Annotated in this window: 16 protein-coding genes and 1 pseudogene; 7 read left to right on the plus strand and 10 right to left on the minus strand. The window is 62.1% G+C overall.

Annotation, left to right across the window (positions count from 1 at the left end):
- Positions 1-24 precede the first annotated feature (24 nt).
- The 3 genes from LDZ26_RS24090 (at position 25) to LDZ26_RS25720 (ending at position 2,868) form a co-directional block, all read left to right on the plus strand.
- Positions 25-510 (plus strand): SLATT domain-containing protein, encoded by a 486-nt coding sequence (locus LDZ26_RS24090; protein WP_244851183.1) that lies wholly within the window; start codon positions 25-27, stop codon positions 508-510.
- A gap of 1,315 nt (positions 511-1,825) precedes the next feature.
- Positions 1,826-2,530 (plus strand): AzlC family ABC transporter permease, encoded by a 705-nt coding sequence (locus tag LDZ26_RS24095; RefSeq protein ID WP_244851184.1) that lies wholly within the window; start codon positions 1,826-1,828, stop codon positions 2,528-2,530.
- A 2-nt stretch (positions 2,531-2,532) separates the two neighbouring features.
- Complete coding sequence (locus LDZ26_RS25720; protein WP_370650761.1) at positions 2,533-2,868, plus strand: AzlD domain-containing protein; 336 nt, start codon at positions 2,533-2,535, stop codon at positions 2,866-2,868.
- 233 nt (positions 2,869-3,101) lie between these two features.
- On the opposite strand, the gene LDZ26_RS24100 is transcribed toward LDZ26_RS25720, so the two are convergent.
- Together LDZ26_RS24100 and LDZ26_RS24105 are read right to left on the minus strand one after the other, a co-directional pair.
- Positions 3,102-4,514 carry a cytochrome-c peroxidase gene (locus LDZ26_RS24100; RefSeq protein ID WP_370650762.1) on the minus strand — a complete coding sequence of 471 codons (1,413 nt, stop codon included), beginning with the start codon at positions 4,512-4,514 and terminating at the stop codon, positions 3,102-3,104.
- A 120-nt stretch (positions 4,515-4,634) separates the two neighbouring features.
- A complete protein-coding gene (locus tag LDZ26_RS24105; protein WP_244851185.1) occupies positions 4,635-6,311 on the minus strand; it encodes a phospholipase C in 1,677 nt (558 codons plus the stop codon).
- Between the two features lie 434 nt (positions 6,312-6,745).
- Between LDZ26_RS24105 and LDZ26_RS24110 the strand changes: the two genes are divergently transcribed.
- A complete protein-coding gene (locus LDZ26_RS24110) occupies positions 6,746-7,852 on the plus strand; it encodes a sensor domain-containing diguanylate cyclase (protein ID WP_244851186.1) in 1,107 nt (368 codons plus the stop codon).
- A 108-nt stretch (positions 7,853-7,960) separates the two neighbouring features.
- Here the strand turns inward: LDZ26_RS24110 and LDZ26_RS24115 are convergent.
- The 4 genes and pseudogenes from LDZ26_RS24115 to LDZ26_RS24130 form a co-directional block, all read right to left on the minus strand.
- Positions 7,961-8,068, minus strand: a pseudogene (locus LDZ26_RS24115) (ABC transporter substrate-binding protein); the annotation flags it as partial.
- A 149-nt stretch (positions 8,069-8,217) separates the two neighbouring features.
- Positions 8,218-8,529, minus strand: coding sequence for a hypothetical protein (locus LDZ26_RS24120; RefSeq protein ID WP_244851188.1), 312 nt, complete (start codon positions 8,527-8,529; stop codon positions 8,218-8,220).
- 68 nt (positions 8,530-8,597) lie between these two features.
- Positions 8,598-9,611: an NAD(P)-dependent alcohol dehydrogenase gene (locus LDZ26_RS24125; protein ID WP_244851189.1), complete on the minus strand. Its 1,014-nt coding sequence runs from the start codon at positions 9,609-9,611 to the stop codon at positions 8,598-8,600.
- Positions 9,612-9,712: 101 nt separating this feature from the next.
- Complete coding sequence (locus LDZ26_RS24130; protein WP_244851191.1) at positions 9,713-10,717, minus strand: aldo/keto reductase; 1,005 nt, start codon at positions 10,715-10,717, stop codon at positions 9,713-9,715.
- A gap of 127 nt (positions 10,718-10,844) precedes the next feature.
- On the opposite strand from LDZ26_RS24130, the gene LDZ26_RS24135 reads away from it, so the two are divergent.
- From LDZ26_RS24135 to LDZ26_RS24145, 3 genes are all read left to right on the plus strand, one after another.
- Positions 10,845-11,756 (plus strand): LysR family transcriptional regulator, encoded by a 912-nt coding sequence (locus LDZ26_RS24135; protein ID WP_244851192.1) that lies wholly within the window; start codon positions 10,845-10,847, stop codon positions 11,754-11,756.
- 366 nt (positions 11,757-12,122) lie between these two features.
- On the plus strand, positions 12,123-13,196 hold the full coding sequence (locus LDZ26_RS24140) for a glycoside hydrolase family protein (protein WP_244851193.1): 1,074 nt from the start codon (positions 12,123-12,125) through the stop codon (positions 13,194-13,196).
- Between the two features lie 219 nt (positions 13,197-13,415).
- Positions 13,416-14,990 (plus strand): catalase, encoded by a 1,575-nt coding sequence (locus tag LDZ26_RS24145; RefSeq protein WP_244851194.1) that lies wholly within the window; start codon positions 13,416-13,418, stop codon positions 14,988-14,990.
- A 52-nt stretch (positions 14,991-15,042) separates the two neighbouring features.
- Here LDZ26_RS24145 and LDZ26_RS24150 read toward each other — a convergent pair whose 3' ends face one another.
- From LDZ26_RS24150 to LDZ26_RS24165, 4 genes are all read right to left on the minus strand, one after another.
- On the minus strand, positions 15,043-15,372 hold the full coding sequence (locus LDZ26_RS24150) for a GlpM family protein (RefSeq protein ID WP_244851196.1): 330 nt from the start codon (positions 15,370-15,372) through the stop codon (positions 15,043-15,045).
- 82 nt (positions 15,373-15,454) lie between these two features.
- Entirely contained in the window at positions 15,455-15,832 is a 378-nt protein-coding gene (locus LDZ26_RS24155; protein ID WP_244851197.1) for a hypothetical protein, read from the minus strand.
- A 1-nt stretch (position 15,833) separates the two neighbouring features.
- Positions 15,834-16,505, minus strand: a complete 672-nt coding sequence (locus LDZ26_RS24160; protein ID WP_244851200.1) for a hypothetical protein — start codon at positions 16,503-16,505, stop codon at positions 15,834-15,836.
- Between the two features lie 266 nt (positions 16,506-16,771).
- Positions 16,772-17,962 carry a diguanylate cyclase gene (locus LDZ26_RS24165; RefSeq protein WP_244851201.1) on the minus strand — a complete coding sequence of 397 codons (1,191 nt, stop codon included), beginning with the start codon at positions 17,960-17,962 and terminating at the stop codon, positions 16,772-16,774.
- Positions 17,963-18,065: the final 103 nt, after the last annotated feature.

The following is an 18,065-nucleotide window of genomic DNA, read 5'->3' on the forward strand; positions in this document are numbered from 1 at the left end:
TCAAGGTTCCAACGCATCCTGACCATGTCCACTTCAAACAAGCACGCGCCCTACGACCCGCCGCACGACGCCGAATCGCTCGTTCTCACATGGATAAGGCGCGCCCGCGAAGCGCAAATCCGTCACTACGCGATGGCCGACCGCCTGAGCGCCTGCGCGCGATACCTGGGGCTCGCGGTCATCGCCATCACCGCGCTCACGGGCACATCGGCGTTCGTGTCGCTCGTGACGCTGGCCGTGTCGCCGGGATTGCGCGTGGTCGTCGGACTCACGAGCATGAGCGCTGCGGTGCTTGCGTCGTTGCAGACCTTCCTGCGCTATAGCGAGCGCGCGGAGTTGCATCGCAATGCGGCCGCGCGCTATGGCGCGGTGCGCCGGCGACTCGAGACGATTCACGTCGACGGTGCGCGCGAAGAAGCGATGTTCAGCATCGATGTCGTGCGCGACGAACTCGACGATATCGCGCAAAACGCGCCGCATGTGCCGCGTCGGGTTATGCGAACGCCTTAGCGCCCGACGGGCTATCCCGGCATTAATCAGATGCTGCCCTGATAGAAATGTCTACGCCAGTGTGGCGTCAGCCTTCGCATGGCGAATCCGAGCATAACGGCAGTGGCGGCGGCAAGGAGGGCTGACTCATTGACGTTTCTTGGCCTGAGCCGATACGTCAAAGGACTCCGACTAGACATTAGTGATATGCGCAAGTCCAACATTTCGGCTTAGCCGCGATAGCGCGATGCTCCCTTTCGCGACATTCGTTTAATAACAGCGCACAGTTCGCCAACTCCTTGAGAACAAGGCGAAAACTGAATCTGGAAGCGAAGTAAGTTCCTTAGAGCCTCTGAAGATTCTTTCCAATTACTTACATATAATTATCTAGAACGTATGTAGAAGATTGTCATAGTCAATACTTATCATTCTGATAAATTCAAGCCAGTGCTACCATCACGGCTCTGCTAACATGAGTGATGCATCGGCAGACCATGAATAGGAGAGGATTCAGGTTAGTTGATCGGCTGTTCCACTGCTTAAAACGCTGGATTGCTTTAGCCCCTCAACATCAGGCGTCGAATAATCGAGCAATCTCAGAAGATCACAACACTCACCTTGCAGGGATGAAACGAAGACTCCAACCGCTGCTTATAGACCTTATGACATCATCAGATACCTCGAGGACAGCGAGATCGAATTATTGCAGTCTGAACCGTACATCTTCCAGTCAGGCAAGAACGTAGATATTCACAAGCAGCGTGAGCAATTGGTTCTCTCGTCATGCAATGGCGAATTGCACGTGAGTATGGATTTCCGGATAGATTCGGTTGTTGGCGAACGGATGATTGAAAGGTCAGATCGCGGCGCTCGTGTCCTGGAGAAGATGAGGGCCCTAGTTGCGGAAGCTTTGCCGATTCATTCTGTCCCTGACACCGGAACATATTTCATTGTCTCAAACAGAAAGCTTCTACACGCTCGATCTGTGCTAAGCAGTCTTGATAAGACAAAATTCGTCTCTGCGACCAGCTTCGACTTCTCCCATGTGCCACGCTTGCTGTATAGAAGCAAAGGCGGCCGAAAGAGGATATCACTGCAGGAGCAGTATGCAGAGTATCTCCCGTCCGATGACTTGGCGATGGCATGACATCTCAGAGTTCGGTTCCGCCCGCACGTGATTCTTTCATTCAATAATTCAGGATAACTAACACGCGCATGACCTGCGGACCTCGTGCAGTGAGGTCCGCAGACGCATCGACTCTCGGATAGGAAGAAGTTCCCATGTGCGACAGGCAGTATTCCCCAAGATCGATAATGTTTAAAGGAGTGGCTATAGATGCATATGGCATCAACGAGTGAATGGCGAGAAGGATTGAAAGATTCAATTGGTTTTGGCGCGGCATTCATTCCACTGTATTTGGCAATCGGGCTCGTGGGCCAGCAGTCGACTCACACGTTTGCAGAGACCATGGGAATGACTCTCTTCCTGTTCTCTACTCCATTGCAATTTGCGCTAACCCAAAATCACAGTGGGTTCTTTGTTCTTGCACCGCTTATCTTAATGATGAATGCAAGATTTATCCTGCTTTCCGCCAATCTTTCGCCTTTTTTGGGAAGAACGCGTTTCTATAAATTAATTGTCTCGTCGATACTACTGTGCCCGTCCGTTTTTAGCGGCTGCATGGCGCGATTCAAGCAGCCAATTGAGCGGCCTTTTCTTTACTTCTTAGGCCTAGGGCTTCCTATATGGGGCATTTCGATCCTTTGCACGGCGATTGGCTTTGTACTCGCGGGCAAGGCGATGTCGCCGTTCTGGACACTCCTGATTAAGTTGATACTGCCGTTTCAATTTACCATGCTGGCGGCCAAGCATTGGGACGAACGCTTTTCAGTGGCTAGTTATGTATTGGGCTTTATTGCCGCACCAGTCCTCTTTGGGATTCTCCACGAACTGAGCCCCCTTTTTACTCCTTTGATTGTCGGGTTTTTCATGGCGATTTTGGAAGATTTCCTCAAACCTACTCCAGCAGGTAAGAACTGATAATGTGGTATGTCATCTTGTTCGCATCATGCACGGCGCTTATCTTCCGCGTTTTTCCGTTCGCATTCCATCGCAGCGCTTTATTGAATTCGAAGGATAGCAAGTTCTATAGAGTCTTGAACTACAGCTGCCAGGCCATGATGGGGTGTATCGTGTTCGACTCTTCGTTTGGCCAACAGGATATTGTCACATGGGCGAGAGATTTCCGTGGTTTTCAGCTACTTGAACTAACGCTGCTGATACTTTGTTTTTTCTGGGTCGTGTACACCAAGCGCCTCCTAAGTGGTTTGCTGCTGTTCATGGGTCTCTATGCTATCGGGATTTGGGCATTGGGCTGAAGCCTTCCAATAATCATTCCCCTTCATTTCCCAGGGCGCCGCATCTACATAGACCGGGCGCTCGCATTCGTTCGGCTCGCTTTTCTCGCTTCGCCAGACAAGCCTCGACGGGAAACGGTACGCCCTGGAGGATGAGCCTCGCCAAGTCGAAATGCCCTCGCGGTGATGACTCGGTAAAACGAGGGGATTTGCTAAGCGCCGGGCGGCGTCGCGTATTTCGGTGGCTAAGCTCGTCATCGCTTATACCCATCGTTCAGCGTATGAAGAAACGCGACGATATCGTGAATATCCTCTTGCGTCATCGCAGGCCCATCGCCGGGCTTGCGATCGAACGGCGCGTCCTTGTCGTCCACGTTCGCGTGAAATTGCAGCGGCAGGTCGTCGTATTTGCGCACGGCACCCTTGGCGTCCTTCGGATAAAACTTCTGCGGCGCGGTGTTGCGCTCGTTGTAGAACGCCATCACGTCGTCCAGTGAACGATAGATGCCGTTATGAAAGAACGCGTGCCGCGTCGCGACGTTGCGCAGCGTGGGCGTGAGAAACATGCCGCAATACTGCGTCTGTTCGCGCAGGTCTTCGCGGAACGGGCCGCACACGCCCATGTCGTAGAACGTCGGATCGCGATTGATCGCGAGCGCGTTATTGCGCGGCACGCCGAGCGATTCGTACTGGAAGTCGGTGAACATCGGCGGCAGACCGTCGGGGCTCGGCTTCGACACATGGCAGCCCGCGCAATTCGCCTTGTCGGGATCGTTGAAGAGGCGCAACCCGTGCAGTTCCGCCTGCGTCAGCCGCGCCTTGCCTTCGAGCCAGTAGTCGTATTTACTCGCGTACGGATGAAACGCCTGCTCTTCCACCTGATAGCGGGCCACGGCGAACATTGCCTCCGATACCGCCAGATCGCCGCTACTGAAAATACGCGGCCCAAAGAGCTTTTCGAATTCCCCCTTGTACGGCGTATGCGCGAGCTTCTGCGCGACTTGCGCGAGGCTCGCGTTCGCCATTTCGACCGGATTGACCATCGGCCCGCTCGCTTGCGCCTGCAACGTATCCGCGCGGCCGTCCCAGAAGAGGCCGCCTTGCGGCACCATCGCCGGGGCGGCGGGCGCCACGCCCGCGCTTTTCTGCGCGCGCGCCGTGCCGCTCGCCTGCGCGGCGAGTTTCGCGAGATCCGGCGCTTCGTCGGCATCGCCCTGATCGGGACCGATGCTGAATGCCGGCTGCCGATACAGATACATGAGCGACGGCGGCGGCCGATATCCCGGCAGCGTCAGATGCGGCCCGCCCTGCTGCACGGCGAGGTCGTTCGGCGGGCCGAACGCATGCGCCGGATCGTGGCACGAGGCGCACGACTGCTGGCCCGACGCCGAAAGACTCCGGTCGAAGAAGATGCGCTTGCCGAGTTGCGCGACGGCGCTCAGTTGCACCGCCGGCGGACGCTGCAACACAACAGGATGCGCGTTCGCGCCCGTCAGATTCTCGACGATATCGCCGATAGCCGCGGGCACGCGCGACGGCGCGACGACGGCATATACGCCGAACGCGCCCGCCGCGACGATGAGCAGAGCGGTCACACGAAGCGCGCGGCGCTTCCAGTTCGGCATATCACTGGACTGGCGAAGAGCCGGATCGACGGTAGTGGACATGGACTGATGAATACGAGAGCTTCGATGAAAACGCGTTGTCGCCGGCAAGCGGCGACAACGGAAAACGTGAAGGCGTAAGCACGCACGGACGCGCCGTGCGTGCTCGTGTGCATGGCGAGCTTAGATTGCCGGCACGGAAGCCACCGGCGAGCCGAGGTTCGGATCGACGAAGAGCTTCGCGTTGTTGCCCTTGCCGCTGAAGTCGAACATGCCCATCATGCTGCCCGCGGTCGCATCGAACGAGCCGCCGCCCAGACGCGCCGAGCCGAGCCAGTTGTCTTCGATAAAGCGCACCACGGAAGCCTGGCTGATCGGCGTGTGATCGACGTAGTTCACCTTCGCCCACGGCGAGATCACGAGGAACGGAATGCGCGTGCCGGGACCGCAGCGGCCATTCACCGCGCCGCCGTTCACGCCGATGGGCGCCGCGCCCGAGCCGCACTTGCCCGCGCCGTTCAGCTGGTCGGCCTGCGCGTCGAACGAAGACGCAGTCGGCGCGGCGTACGCGTGGTCGTACCAGCCGTCCGAGTCGTCCCATGCGACGATCACGGCGGTGCTGTTCCAGTCCGGCTGCTGCTGCAGGAAGTTCACCACCTTCGCCGTGAACGCCTGTTCGTCGAGGGGGTCCGAGTAGCCCGCATGGCCGTCCTGGAACGCGGGCGCCTTCACGAAGCTCACCGACGGATAGTTGCCCGCCTTCACCGCCGCGAAGAAATCGTCGCTGTCGTACTGATGGTTCGCGGGCTCCGGCGTCTTGCCGTCCGCTTCCACGGACGAGCCGATGGCCGCCGTCGAGCTCGGGCGCAAGTGCTGCGGATTGGCCGTCGACGCGTAGTACTGGAACCAGTTGTGATGCGGGATATAGTCGGCCGTCGCCTGTCCGACCACCTGCGACACGGTGCTGCGCTTGCAGCCCGTCGTGCCGTTGCCGTTCACGGTCGCGAGGTTGAAGCCGCCCATGAAGCCGCCCCACGTGATGTTCTTCGCGTTGAGCAGATCGCCGATGTTCTTCGAGGTCATCATCGCCTGGTCGGTCGTGCTCGAGCAGACGTCATAGCCGGGATCGACGTCGTTGATCATCGAGTAGCCGCCCTGGCCGTCCGCGACATAGTAGGAACCGGACGCCGTCGTCATATTGAACACGGGCTTGCTCGCCTTGACGATCTGCATGCCGTTGTTCTGGCCGGACACCACTTCGAGCGCGCCCGGCGTCGACGGGCCGTAGGTGTCGGTGTAGGCGTTGTCGCTCATCGCGAACTTCTGCGCGTAGTTCCAGAGCGCGGTGACCGTGTTGCCGTCGAAATAGCCCATCACCTGCCCGGCCGTGCCGAACGAACCCGCGCCGCCGCTCGAACCCTTACCCGTGTACTTCGGAAACAGGTCCGCTGCGCCGTTGTTGTAGGCCTGCTGTTCGGCCGTGTACGCGTGATTCTGGTCGGCGGTGGCCGCCTGCGTCCGGTCGAGGCGGAACGGATTGGCCGCCGCCGCGCCGTTCAGCGTATTCGTGAAGTTCGGGTTGGCGGTGAGCAGCGTGCCGCTCAGGCCGTTGACTGCCGGGGTGCCCGACGCCGCCGTGAAGGCCGGTTCGCCGGCCGGATTCGTGGCGTTCGGGTAGGTCGCGAAATAGTGATCGAACGAGACGTTCTCGTTGAAGATCACGACGAGATGCTTGATCGGCGTCGCCGTGGCGAGCTTGTTCTGCGCGCTTTGAGGGGTGTCGTTATGGTCGCTGCCGCAGGCGTACATGCCGATTGCGGCGGCGGCCGATGCGCCAACCATGAGGGCTCGACGAAACATGAAGGGGACTCCGGTGTCGTTTTGATTGTGGTTCGTTCGTTCGCGCTTTCAGGCGCCGCGAAAGCGAGGGCGCGCGCTTTGCACGCGCGACGGATTTAAGCATCCGCTGATGGCCTCATTAAGACAGTGCGCTTCCGGCCGACTTACCCCGAGTTGACGATTCGTCGCGGCGGACTTTCGAAAGCGTTACGCGCCGACGCGTATGGACAAAAAGTGAGCGGCATCCTGCGGGTAAATGCGCGGTTCGTCGTGCTAAAGCATCGCATCCGCGCGACGTAGACCAGCTATCGCCTTGCTTCTCAGACCCATGTTTCGTCACCTTCCATCGATCACCCGCCGCATCGTCGCCCGTCGCGGCGATGCGCCGGACACGCTCGGGTGCGGACATGGGTTCGCGCATCGCGCAAGCGTTGCATCGACCGAGGGCCGCCGCCATGAACTCGGTTGATGCGTCGCATGTCGCATCCAACGCGCGCCCGGCGACGCATCGGCGCGGCGCCGGTTTCGCCCGGCGTTCCTACGGGCTGCGCTGCATCGGCCTCGCGATGGGCTTCGTGCTCGTTCAAACGGTGCTGTGGATGCAGCATGCATCGGCCGGCGAGCGGCTATTCGTATTGGCGTATTGCTTCGGCTGGCCGCATCTGGCGTTTGTGCTCGCGCGCACCGGCGCCTACCCGGATCGCAGCGAGCGGCGCAATATCTACGTCGACAACCTCGCGGGCGCGATGATCGTCGTCGCGATGAAGTTCGCGTGGCTGCCGTCCACGCTCGTCCTCTTGATGTTCATGATGAACAACGTGGCGGCGGGCGGCGCGCGCCTGCTCGCTCGCGGCTTGCTCTTTTGTCTCGCGGGCTTTGCGCTCGGCGCGCTCGTGTTCGGCGTCGCATTCGACTGGGGCAGCGTGTCGGCGAGCACCATCGCCAGCGCGCCGATGCTGATCGTCTATCCGTTGTCGCTCGGCATCGTCACGCACCGCACGGCGATAAAGCTCGCCGAGCGCTCCCGCGCGCTCAAGCATCTGAACGAACGCGACGTGCTCACCGGCCTCCTGAACCGCGCGACGCTCGCGCGGCGTCTGGACGACACGCTCGCGCGGGCGCGGGCGGACCGCACGCGCGTGAGCGTGCTGTTCATCGATCTGGACGAATTCAAAGTGGTGAACGATTCGCTCGGCCATCATCTCGGCGACGAACTGCTGGCCACGGTGGCGGCGCGGCTCATGGCAACGGCTGGCGTCACGGAGCAGACCGGGCGATACGGCGGCGACGAATTCGTGATGGTGTCGACACTGCCCGCGCTGGAAGCGGTGAAGTCGCTGGCGGCGCGGCTCATCGACGCGGTGAACGCGCCGGTGCGGCTCGGCAGCGACACGGTCGGTCCGCGGCTGAGCGTGGGCATCAGCACGTGCCCCGAGGACGGCGACGAAGCGCAGCCGCTCCTCAACAAGGCCGACGCGGCGATGTATGCGGCCAAGCACGGGGGAAGAAACCGGTGGGTCGTGTTTGAGGAAGGGTTGGCGGAGGCTGAGGTGTACGCGTAGGTCGGCGACTGATATTCGATAGAGGGCAAGGTTCGCCGTCAGCAATAGGCGCGGCGTCGTGCATCCAGGAATCGCGCTTCAACGTGTTCGGCGACCGCCCGTGTCTTCGACCATCTTCGCCTTCGGCTCGAACCGATCCTCGATGCCGAGCTTCGCGAACATTTCGTTCTTGATGTACACGCCGCTCGCGCTGTCCGAATACGCGATGAATCTGGCCTTCCATGCCGATGCAAGAGCCAGGCATCACCGCCTTACGCGATATGCGATGGTGGAAGGATTGAAGCCGCCGTCATCGCGCGGCGGAACGCGACTGAGGGCATCTAGTATGTGCATTCGATCGACCAAACCGCCTCGCGCCACACCCCCTACTTCCCCCCCACCCCCGACGCCCCACCCGCCTTCCCCTGCTGCCGCGCGGTTTCCTCGCGCTTCAGTTCGGCCGGCGGCGTGCCGGTTTGCGTCGCGGCGCCCTGACCGCCCTGCGGACTCGCGCCTTGCCCGCTCTGCCCCGTCTGCCCGCCGCGCACGCCCATGCCTTCGTTGCGCTGCTGATTGCCCGGCGTCGCCTGCGCGAGCAGGAGCGCGGAGCCGCCAGCGTCGTTCGCCGAGGCGGGCGTCGCTGCGATTACCGCAGTGGTGAGCACCAGACCCAATGCCGCTGTGTACTTGCCCGTCATTGCATTCTCCTTCGAATTATTCGACCAGCATCCGTGCAATGCGCATGCCACGCGCGGCATCGAAGCTCCTACCACTCGACGCAGATCTTCCCCAGATGCGCCGCGCTTTGCTGATAACGGAAGGCATCCGCGAGCGCATCGAAGTCGAAAGTCCGGTCGATGACAGGCCGCACGCCGCTCTGTTGCAGCGCGCGCACATACTCCTGCTGTTGCCGCCGGCTGCCGACGATCAGCCCCTGCAAGCGCGCCTGCCGCGCCATCAAAAGCGACGTCGGCACCGTGCCTTCGCGCCCCGTCAGCACGCCGATCAGTGAGATATGCCCGCCCACGCGCACCGCCTCGATGGACTGCGCGAGCGTGCCCGGCCCGCCTACTTCGATCACGTGATCGACGCCTCGTCCGCCGGTCAGCTCACGCACTTGCGCCGCCCATTTCTCGTGTTCGCGGTAGTTGACGACCTCGTCCGCGCCGAGCGCCTTCGCGCGCTCGAGCTTCTCGTCGGACGACGACGTGACGATGACTCGCGCGCCCATCATCTTGCCGATCTGCAACGCCGCGATCGACACGCCGCCGGTGCCGAGCGCCAGCACGGTATCGCCGGCCTTCAGCGCCCCGTCCTCCACGAGCGCGCGCCACGCGGTGAGGCCCGCTGTCGTGATGGTCGCGGCTTCGGCGTGACGCCAGCCGCGCGGCGCGTGAGTGAAGGCGGTCGCCGCGCGCACCACGTGCATCGCCGCCATGCCGTCGATGCCGTCGCCCGGCGTGCCCGCGAAGTTGCCCACCTCGGCTTGCGCGGCGCCGTCGAGCCATTGCGGAAAGAAGCACGACATCACAGATTCGCCCACGGCGAACTCGGTCACGCCCTCGCCGAGCGCCTCCACGACGCCCGCGCCGTCCGCCATCGGCACGCGGCCATCGGCGGCCGGGCTCTTGCCGCTCACCACGAGCAGGTCGTGGAAATTGAGCGATGTCGCATGTATCGCAACGCGGATCTGTCCAGGCCCCGGCTCGCCCGGATCGGCGATGTCGCGAACTTCCAGCTTGTCCAGTCCGCCCGGCGCGCGGACGACGTATGCCTTCATCAGAATCTCCTTGGCCGCGCTGCGGCAGTGAATCGGTCGCGCGATGAAAAGCGCGCGCGATTCACGTCGCAACTCGTGGACCCGCTCAGTCATGCGCGCGGTCAGCCTTTCTCGCTGTCGAGATGCGCCATCTGCACCGCCGCATAGCGGTCTCCGGCGGCCGCGCCCTTCGGCACCGCGGCCTCGATGGCGGCGATATCGTCCGCGTTCAGCGAGACGTCCATTGCGCCCAGCGATTCGACGAGCCGCTCTCGCGTGCGCGCGCCGATGACCGGCACGATGTCCTCGCCCTGCGCGAGCACCCATGCAATCGCGATCTGCGCCACGCTCACGCCCTTCTTCTGCGCGATCTGCGCGAGCGCATCGACGAGCGCGAGGTTGCGCTCGACGTTGCCTTCCTGAAACCGCGGGCTGTGCGCGCGCCAGTCGCCCGCTTGCGCCGATGCCTTCGTCCAGTGGCCGCTGATGAGTCCGCGCGACAGCACGCCGTACGCCGTGATGCCGATGCCGAGTTCGCGGCACGCCGGCAGAATCGCGTCCTCGATGCCGCGCGAGATCAGCGAGTATTCGATTTGCAGATCGCAGACCGGATGCACGGCGGCGGCCTTGCGGATCGTCGCCGCGCCCACTTCGGACAGTCCGACGTGGCGCACATAGCCGGCCTGGATCATGTCCGCGATCGCGCCCACGGTGTCTTCGATCGGCACCTTGGGATCGAGCCGCGCGGGGCGGTAAATGTCGATATGGTCTACTTGCAGGCGCTGCAACGTGTAGGCGAGAAAGTTCTTCACCGCATTGGGCCGCGCGTCGTAGTCGGTCCAGTTGCCCGACGGCTCGCGCATGCCGCCGAACTTCACGCTGATGATCGCCGAATCGCGGCGCGACGGCGGCGCGCTCTTCAGCGCCTCCGCGATCAGCATTTCGTTGTGGCCCATGCCGTAGAAGTCGCCGGTATCGAGCAGCGTGACGCCGGCTTCGAGCGCGGCGTGAATCGTCGCGATGCTTTCCGCGCGGTCGGACGGGCCGTACATGCCGGACATGCCCATGCACCCGAGACCGAGGGCGGACGACTGCGGTCCCGTCTTGCCGAGTTGACGCACTTTCATGTTGATTCTCCGAACGAGATAGTCAGACGATGGAGCCCGCGAACCCGGGCTTGCGATGCATTATCCGAGCAAACCTCGCGTGCGATAATCCGCCTCAATTCGAATGGGCTGTGCGCCGAGGCGAACAATGAGCGAACCGGATCTGTCGGACCTGCATGCGTATCTCGCGGTGGCGCGCTCACGCGGCTTCCGTCAGGCGGCGCTGTTGCGCGGCGTGTCCGCTTCGTCTCTGAGCGACGCCATTCGCCGTCTCGAAGCGCGGCTCGGAGTACGTCTTCTGAACCGCACGACGCGCAGCGTCACGCCGACGGAAGCCGGGCAGCGTCTGATCGAGCGGCTCACGCCCGCATTCGCGGAGATCGCCGGCGCACTCGACGCCGTCAACGTCTTTCGCGACAGTCCCACGGGCACGCTGCGTCTCAATGTGCCGACGATCGCCTCGCGGGAAATTCTGCCGTCCATCATTCCGCGCTTCTTAGCAGCGCATCCGGGCATCTCGCTCGAAGTCAGCGCAACCGACAACTTCATCGACGTGCTCGCCGCGGGTTTCGACGCCGGCATCCGCTACGACGAAAGCATCGAGCGCGACATGATCGCCGTGCCGATCGGACCGCGCACGCAACGCTTCGTCGCGGCGGCCGCGCCTGCGTATCTCGAAGCGCATGGCGAGCCGAAGCATCCGCGCGAACTCGTGAATCACGCGTGCATCGGGCATCGCTTTGAAAGCGGCGTGCTCGCGTCGTGGGAATTCAAGCGCGGCGGCAAGACAGTGCGCATTACGCCGCGCGGGCCGCTTGCCACGACATCGATTGAACTGAGCCGCAGCGCCGCGCTCGCCGGACTCGGCCTGACCTACACCTTCGAAGAATTCGTCCGCGCGGAAATCGAGCGCGGCACGCTGGTTCCCGTGCTCAAGCCGTGGTGGCAGAGCTTTCCGGGGCCGTCCCTCTACTACCCGAGTCGCGCGCATATGCCCGGGCCGCTGCGCGCATTCGTCGACTTCCTTCGGGCGCAGAACGCGTCGCGCGTCGAGAAGTAACTTATACCGTTGCCAGAATTGTCCCAGTAAATTTGTTAGACGAAAGCTAAAGTTGGTCTAGCGAGGGACGTTAAACAAGCAAGAAGAGCAACAACTGGTTACAAACACGGTAAGTTCTTCCTAAAGCGACTCGGCTGCAAACGTTTGCACCGCATGCACTTCCGTCCCTGAAACACATGGAGGCACGCAAGCGCACGCGCTCGGCATCCGACTCGGAGTTACGCAGCTTTGCCCGCCCGCAGGGATACGCGGGACCCTGGCCCGTTGCCGACCCGCCCCTGAAACGGCGCTCCGGACAGCACGCCTCTTCTTGACGATGCACGCTTGTCTATCAGTACTACTTACCATACTAACCAACAAAAAGTCATGACCCAGACCACCACACGACGCCTCTTCGCGCGCAAGGCCGCCCTCGCCGCCGCACTGACCACCGGATTGCTGCTCGCCGCTTGCGGCGGTGGCAGCGCCGCCGACTCCGCTTTCGATACAGCCGCCACCGCGAAGGTCACGACCGTGCCGGGCAGCATTTTCTACGGCATCAACGGGCATAACAACGAAGGCGGCGCGTACGACATCTCGACGCCCACGCTTCAGCTTCAGCAGGTGAAGGACCTCGGCGCCACCATGTACCGCAACGAGGTGTACAACCTCGGCTCGGCGACCAAGCTCGCCGGTATTGCAAAGACGGCGGCTGCAGCGGGCGTGACGGTTTATCCCGTGCTGCTGATCGGTGTGAGCAGCTTCACGAACGAAACTGACGCCTACAACGCGGGCTTCACGCTCGGCCAGCAAACGGCGACGGCATACAAGTACCCGTACTACGAAGTCAGCAACGAGCTGGACAGCAGCCTTCTGACCGGCAATGTGGACGGCGTGTACCCGCAGCAGTTCGTCAACGCCAAGTTCCAGATCGCGCGCGGCATCGTGCGCGGCATGATCGCGGGCATCAAGTCGGTGGATACGAACGGCAAGATCATCATCGGCGGCGGCGCGTGGATGCACTACGGCTTCGACCAGATGCTGTGGAACGGCACGCAGCCGGACGGCACGTCGGGCTATCCGAAGGTGACGTGGGACATCACGGCATGGCACTGGTATTCGGATCAGGGCGACATCACGCATGCTTGCGGCGGCACCGGCTGTCACGACATCCTCGCGACGCTGCAACAGTTCGGCAAGCCGATCTGGATCAACGAGTTCGGCGTGCGGCCGTGGCTCGGCACGGATGACCAGATCGCGTCGTACCTCGTGGGCAACAAGATGATGGCGCAGTTCGTCTCGATCGCGTCCAAGTACAACATCCAGTCGATCCAGGCGTATCAGCTGTATGACGACCCCGTTGGCGGCGAAGGCAACTACGGTCTCTTGAAGAACGACGGCAAGACGGTCAAGGCGGCCTACAGCGCGTTCAAGAACTTCGTGGCGACTAACCCGAAGTAAGCAGTACGCGGGCAGATCGACGTGGCGGTCTGCCCGCAAAGCTCGCACGAATCATCGACGAATGCTGGACGACGACGCGCTCCGTGATGAAGCGCGTCGTCGTCCATTGTATTGTCGATCGGTATGCGCGTTGCTACGATGAGGCGAACCGGCGGACAAGAAGCATGCCGCCGGCTCGACCACTCACCTGTGACTCTGGCACAGAGCAAGGAGCGCGCTATGAGCGACAAGGCATTTCTCACCACGCGACAGGGACATCCTGTTCCCGACAATCAGAGCATGCGCACCGTCGGCGAACGCGGCCCGGCGACGCTGGAAAATTATCCGTTCATCGAAAAGATTACTCACTTCGATCGCGAACGCATTCCCGAGCGCGTCGTGCATGCGCGCGGCACTGCGGCTCACGGCTACTTCGAGGCCTACGGCAAGATCGGCAATGAGCCGGCTTCCAAGTACACACGCGCCAAGGTCCTGACGCAAAGCGGCGTCAAGACGCCCGTTTTCCTGCGCTTTTCCACGGTGATCGGCGGCAAGGAGTCGCCCGAGACGGCACGCGATCCGCGCGGCTTCGCCATCAAGTTCTATACGGAAGACGGCAACTGGGACCTCGTCGGCAACAACCTCAAGATTTTCTTCATTCGCGATGCGATCAAGTTCCCGGACATGATCCACGCGTTCAAGCCCGATCCTGTCTCGAACCGGCAGGAGCCGTGGCGCTTCTACGATTTCATCGCGCATCATCCGGAATCGCTGCACATGGTGACGTGGGTCAAGAGTCCGTGGGGCATTCCCGCCGACTACCGCCACATGCAGGGTTCGAGCGTCAACACGTACAAGCTCGTGAACGATCAGGGCGAAGCGGTGCTCGTCAAGTTCTCGTTCGAGCCGAAAGCGGGCGTCAGGAATCTGACCTCGCAGCAGGCGTCCGAGATTCAGGCGAAGGACGTGGGCCATGCCACGCGCGACCTGTACGATGCGATCGAACGCGGCGAGTTTCCCGAGTGGGAAATGTGCGTGCAGATCATGTCGGACGATGAGCATCCCGAACTCGACTTCGATCCGCTCGACGACACGAAACGCTGGCCCGAGGACAAGTTTCCGCTCCTGCCGGTGGGACGTCTCGTGCTCGACCAGAATCCGAAGAACGTATTCGCCGAAACGGAGCAGTCCGCGTTCGGCACCGGCGTGCTGGTGGACGGCATCGACTTCTCCGACGACAAGATGCTGCAAGGACGCACGCTCTCGTATTCGGATACGCAGCGGTATCGCGTTGGCCCCAACTATCTGCAACTGCCGGTCAATGCGCCGAAGAACGGCGCGCGCACGAATCAGCGCGACGGGCAGATGGCGTATTACGTCGATCAGGCGGGCGAGAACCCGCACGTCAACTATGAGCCGAGCATGATGGGTGGCCTGAAAGAAGCGCCGAAGAAGGAGCACGACTACCACCAGTGGGTCGAAGGGCATCTCGGACGCTATCAGACCTCACGCACGCAGGACGACTACAAGCAGGCCGGCGAGCGGTATCGTACGTTCGAGGATTGGGAGCGCGATGATCTGGTCGCGAACCTTGTGGAAGACATGAAGGCGTGCCCGAAGCCGATCGCGCTGCGCATGGTGTGGCACTTCTGGCATTGCGATCCGGACTACGGAACGCGCGTCGCGCAGGGCGCGGGCATCGACCTGGAAGAAGCCAGGAAGCTGCCGCCGCTGGAAGGCAAGCCGCTTCCGGGCGAAGGCCGCGACACGCCGGCCTACACGACCAACGAGCCGGAAGAAGAAGCGGCGCGTTGATCGACGAACGGTTCGGGGCGCATGGCGCGAGCGCTTCGAACCGTGCGCGTGGCTAGAAGAATCGCGGCGCGAGAAAGATGGTCAGCGCCGCGATCAGCCATGCCGCGAGTCCACCGAGAATCGCCAGCCGGTAGTCCACGAAATGCACGAGCACGTAGCATGTGCCCAGAAACACGAGGTAGGCGGGAATGGTGCGCGCGCCGGAGAGGCATGCGGTCCTGAAACCGGTCGCATCGCCCTTGGCGCCGACCACGAGCAGCGCCATGATCGCGAACGTGGGCGCAAGAGGCAGAATGCCGGGGAGCACGTTGCCCCGTTTGGATGCCATCGCGATCAGCGCGGTGACGAGACCGCCGAGCAGACCCTTCCACAATACGTCCATCGAATTTCCGTTGATGCAGGTGCGAAGCGGGGATTATAGGGAGAGTGGGACGGGCGTGGGCAGACCGAATGCAATCGCGCGCCTACTGATCCCGATATACCTCCACTGAATCAAACTCGATGAGCGCGTCGGCGCCAATGGACGCGTCGATAGAGGCGATAAGCCTGGGCGGGTCATCTTTTCCCCACGGATATGAATCGTCGAGAGCGGAGCGAGCCTGCTTGAATTGCTGAGACTCGAAATCCGATAGGACAGTCATCGACGAGATGATGTTTTGAATCAGGAAGTCTTTGACTAGACATCGCGTCGCCCCTCTGAAGACGACGCGGACCCGATCCTTTCGGTTATCGAACAAGAGTCTGAGTTCGACGACGGCCCCGAACATATCTGCCGAAATTGCGCACAAGTACCAATCGTGAAAAGCGTGATACTGCGCGATAACGCTCGAATTGTTTTCCATGTCAGGGATTCCAAGGGCTAAAAGGAACAACGCCGTCGCCACCGTCTCTGACGCCGTCATTCCAATTGTGAGCATGCGGGCGGAGACCGCTGTGCACATGGTCGAAATCGAGGTCGATCACTGGCGCACCTGTGTCTCCGTATAAGCGCATCTGACCGCTGCCGGGATTCGTGTACCACGCCCATGCGTCGCCCGTGTTTGGCGTTTTTGTTTCCTGCGATGCGATGTCGAAGGCATCGGTATAGGCCGAATCCGGCTGATACTCGAAAGGCGCTGCCTGCGCGAGAGAATCGTCATCGACATTCCGTAGACTCTGGAACATTGAACCGCCTCTCGTCCCGATGGCGGTCGCTATTCTGCCATCGGGAAGCACATCCCCGGGCCTGGCAAGCCACGCGGCCATGCAGTCGTCAGCGAAGAGCCTTATGGGTGCAGGGCGGTCGAAAGAGCCGGCGCTCGATATGCGCGGCGCGCCCCTGAAAAGTTGCGATGGCGTGTAAGTCACCGAGCGCGGCTTCGGCATATCGATGCCGTGACTACCACAGGCGCCGCTGCTGCGCCGTAGGTCGGGTATCGTCACGATCTCGCCTGTCTCAATGGCGCGCTGGATTTTCCAGCGTGCGTTGGCAGTGTCGGTCTCCTCGATGCCCAGTAGCGCCTTCAGCTTCGCCATGATCGCCTGATCGTGCATCCAATGAGAAGCGTCAGCCAGAAACCTGCGCCTGCTCTCGGCCGCGCGCTGTTTCTCGTCTGTGCTGACGAAACACCTGTCGCGCCTGAGGTACAACGTGAGCGACCACTTGTCGGCTCTGATTCCGCTTGGCAATTGTGCGTCCTCTCCGATTCAATCAGAGAGAGTTACCACGCCGCAGCAAGCGGACGGTAGTGCGTTATTCCGAAAGTTATAGCAGTGGCGGCACGATCGCGTACCGTGCCCGCTCAAACCACCTCCTCCCCACACCGCGCCTCGCCCCACTGCGGGAGGCGTCCCACTTCCACCCGATTCCCGCCGCCCGCCTTCGCCGCATACAAGGCCCGGTCCGCCGCGCCGAGCACATCGGCGAGCGCGCTCGCGGGCGTGCCGGATCGCGCGAGGCCGATGCTCACCGTCGCCCGCAACTCGGCGCCGTTTGCACCGCGAGAGGTCGTCGCGGCGAAGCGTCTGACGACGTCCTCCGCGAGCTCTTTCGCGCGATCGCCATGCGGCCCGGCGAGCACCGCCGCGAACTCTTCGCCGCCGATGCGCGCGAGAACCGCATCCGGTCCCAGCACCTTTCGCGCGATGAGCGCGAACGTCTTCAGCACTTCGTCGCCGGCCTGATGGCCGTAGCGGTCATTGATGGTCTTGAAGTGGTCGAGGTCGATGGCGAGCACCGATACGTCGCGCCCGGCGGCCACGCGCCCGCCTTCTTCGAAAAACGAGCGGCGATTGCCGAGTCCGGTCAGATAGTCGGTCTGCGATTGACGCAAAAGCTGCGCGTGAGCTTCGTCGCGGACGAGCCGCAGCAGCGTCATCGGCAAGAGGACGGAATAGAGGATGCCCTCGTACATCGTGATCTTGGCGATCAGCATCAAAAGCGGCGTGCCGAGCGCCGCCATCCATGGAAGAACGCACGCGCGCGCGGCATAGAGAAGCGCATGCGCGCCGCAGACAATCACCGCGATGCGCCGCGCCTGTCCCCAGTGCATGCGGTCGCTCTGCAGGAGTTCGCGCGAGGTCATCGCGGCCGCGGCGGCGATGGGAAGCGCGCTCGCATAGCTCCACACGGTCTCCTGCCAGCGCACGCCGCCGATCGCCCAGGCGAGCGCCCACGCAAGCGCCTGCACGGCAAAGAGGCCGATGGAGAACGCGCGATAACGCCGCCCGTTCAACGCCGCGACGCCGTGCAGGAGCAACAGATACCCCGCCTCGATGACGAGGTTGCTCAACGCCGAGCCGAACACGCCCGGCACCGCGTGGCGGAACGACGCCGCCGCGCAGCCGATGGCGAGCGTGCCGTATCCCGCCGCGAGGATTTTGAGTTCCCTGCTGCGCCCGGGGTTCGTGCGATGCTCCCAGAACGTCATCCCGCAACTGACGAGAAGCGTTCCGACGACTAGGACGTAGAAGGTGATGAGGTCGACACGCATGCGCTCGCTTGCCTGATATCTGCCGGAAATGACGATTCCATACGACGGAGTTAACGGCTCGACGCAGCGAATGCTGAAGGGTGCGTCGAACCGCGATGCGCCG

Origin of the sequence: Caballeronia sp. SL2Y3, from assembly GCF_022879575.1 — a bacterium.
In the GTDB taxonomy this organism is placed as follows: domain Bacteria; phylum Pseudomonadota; class Gammaproteobacteria; order Burkholderiales; family Burkholderiaceae; genus Caballeronia.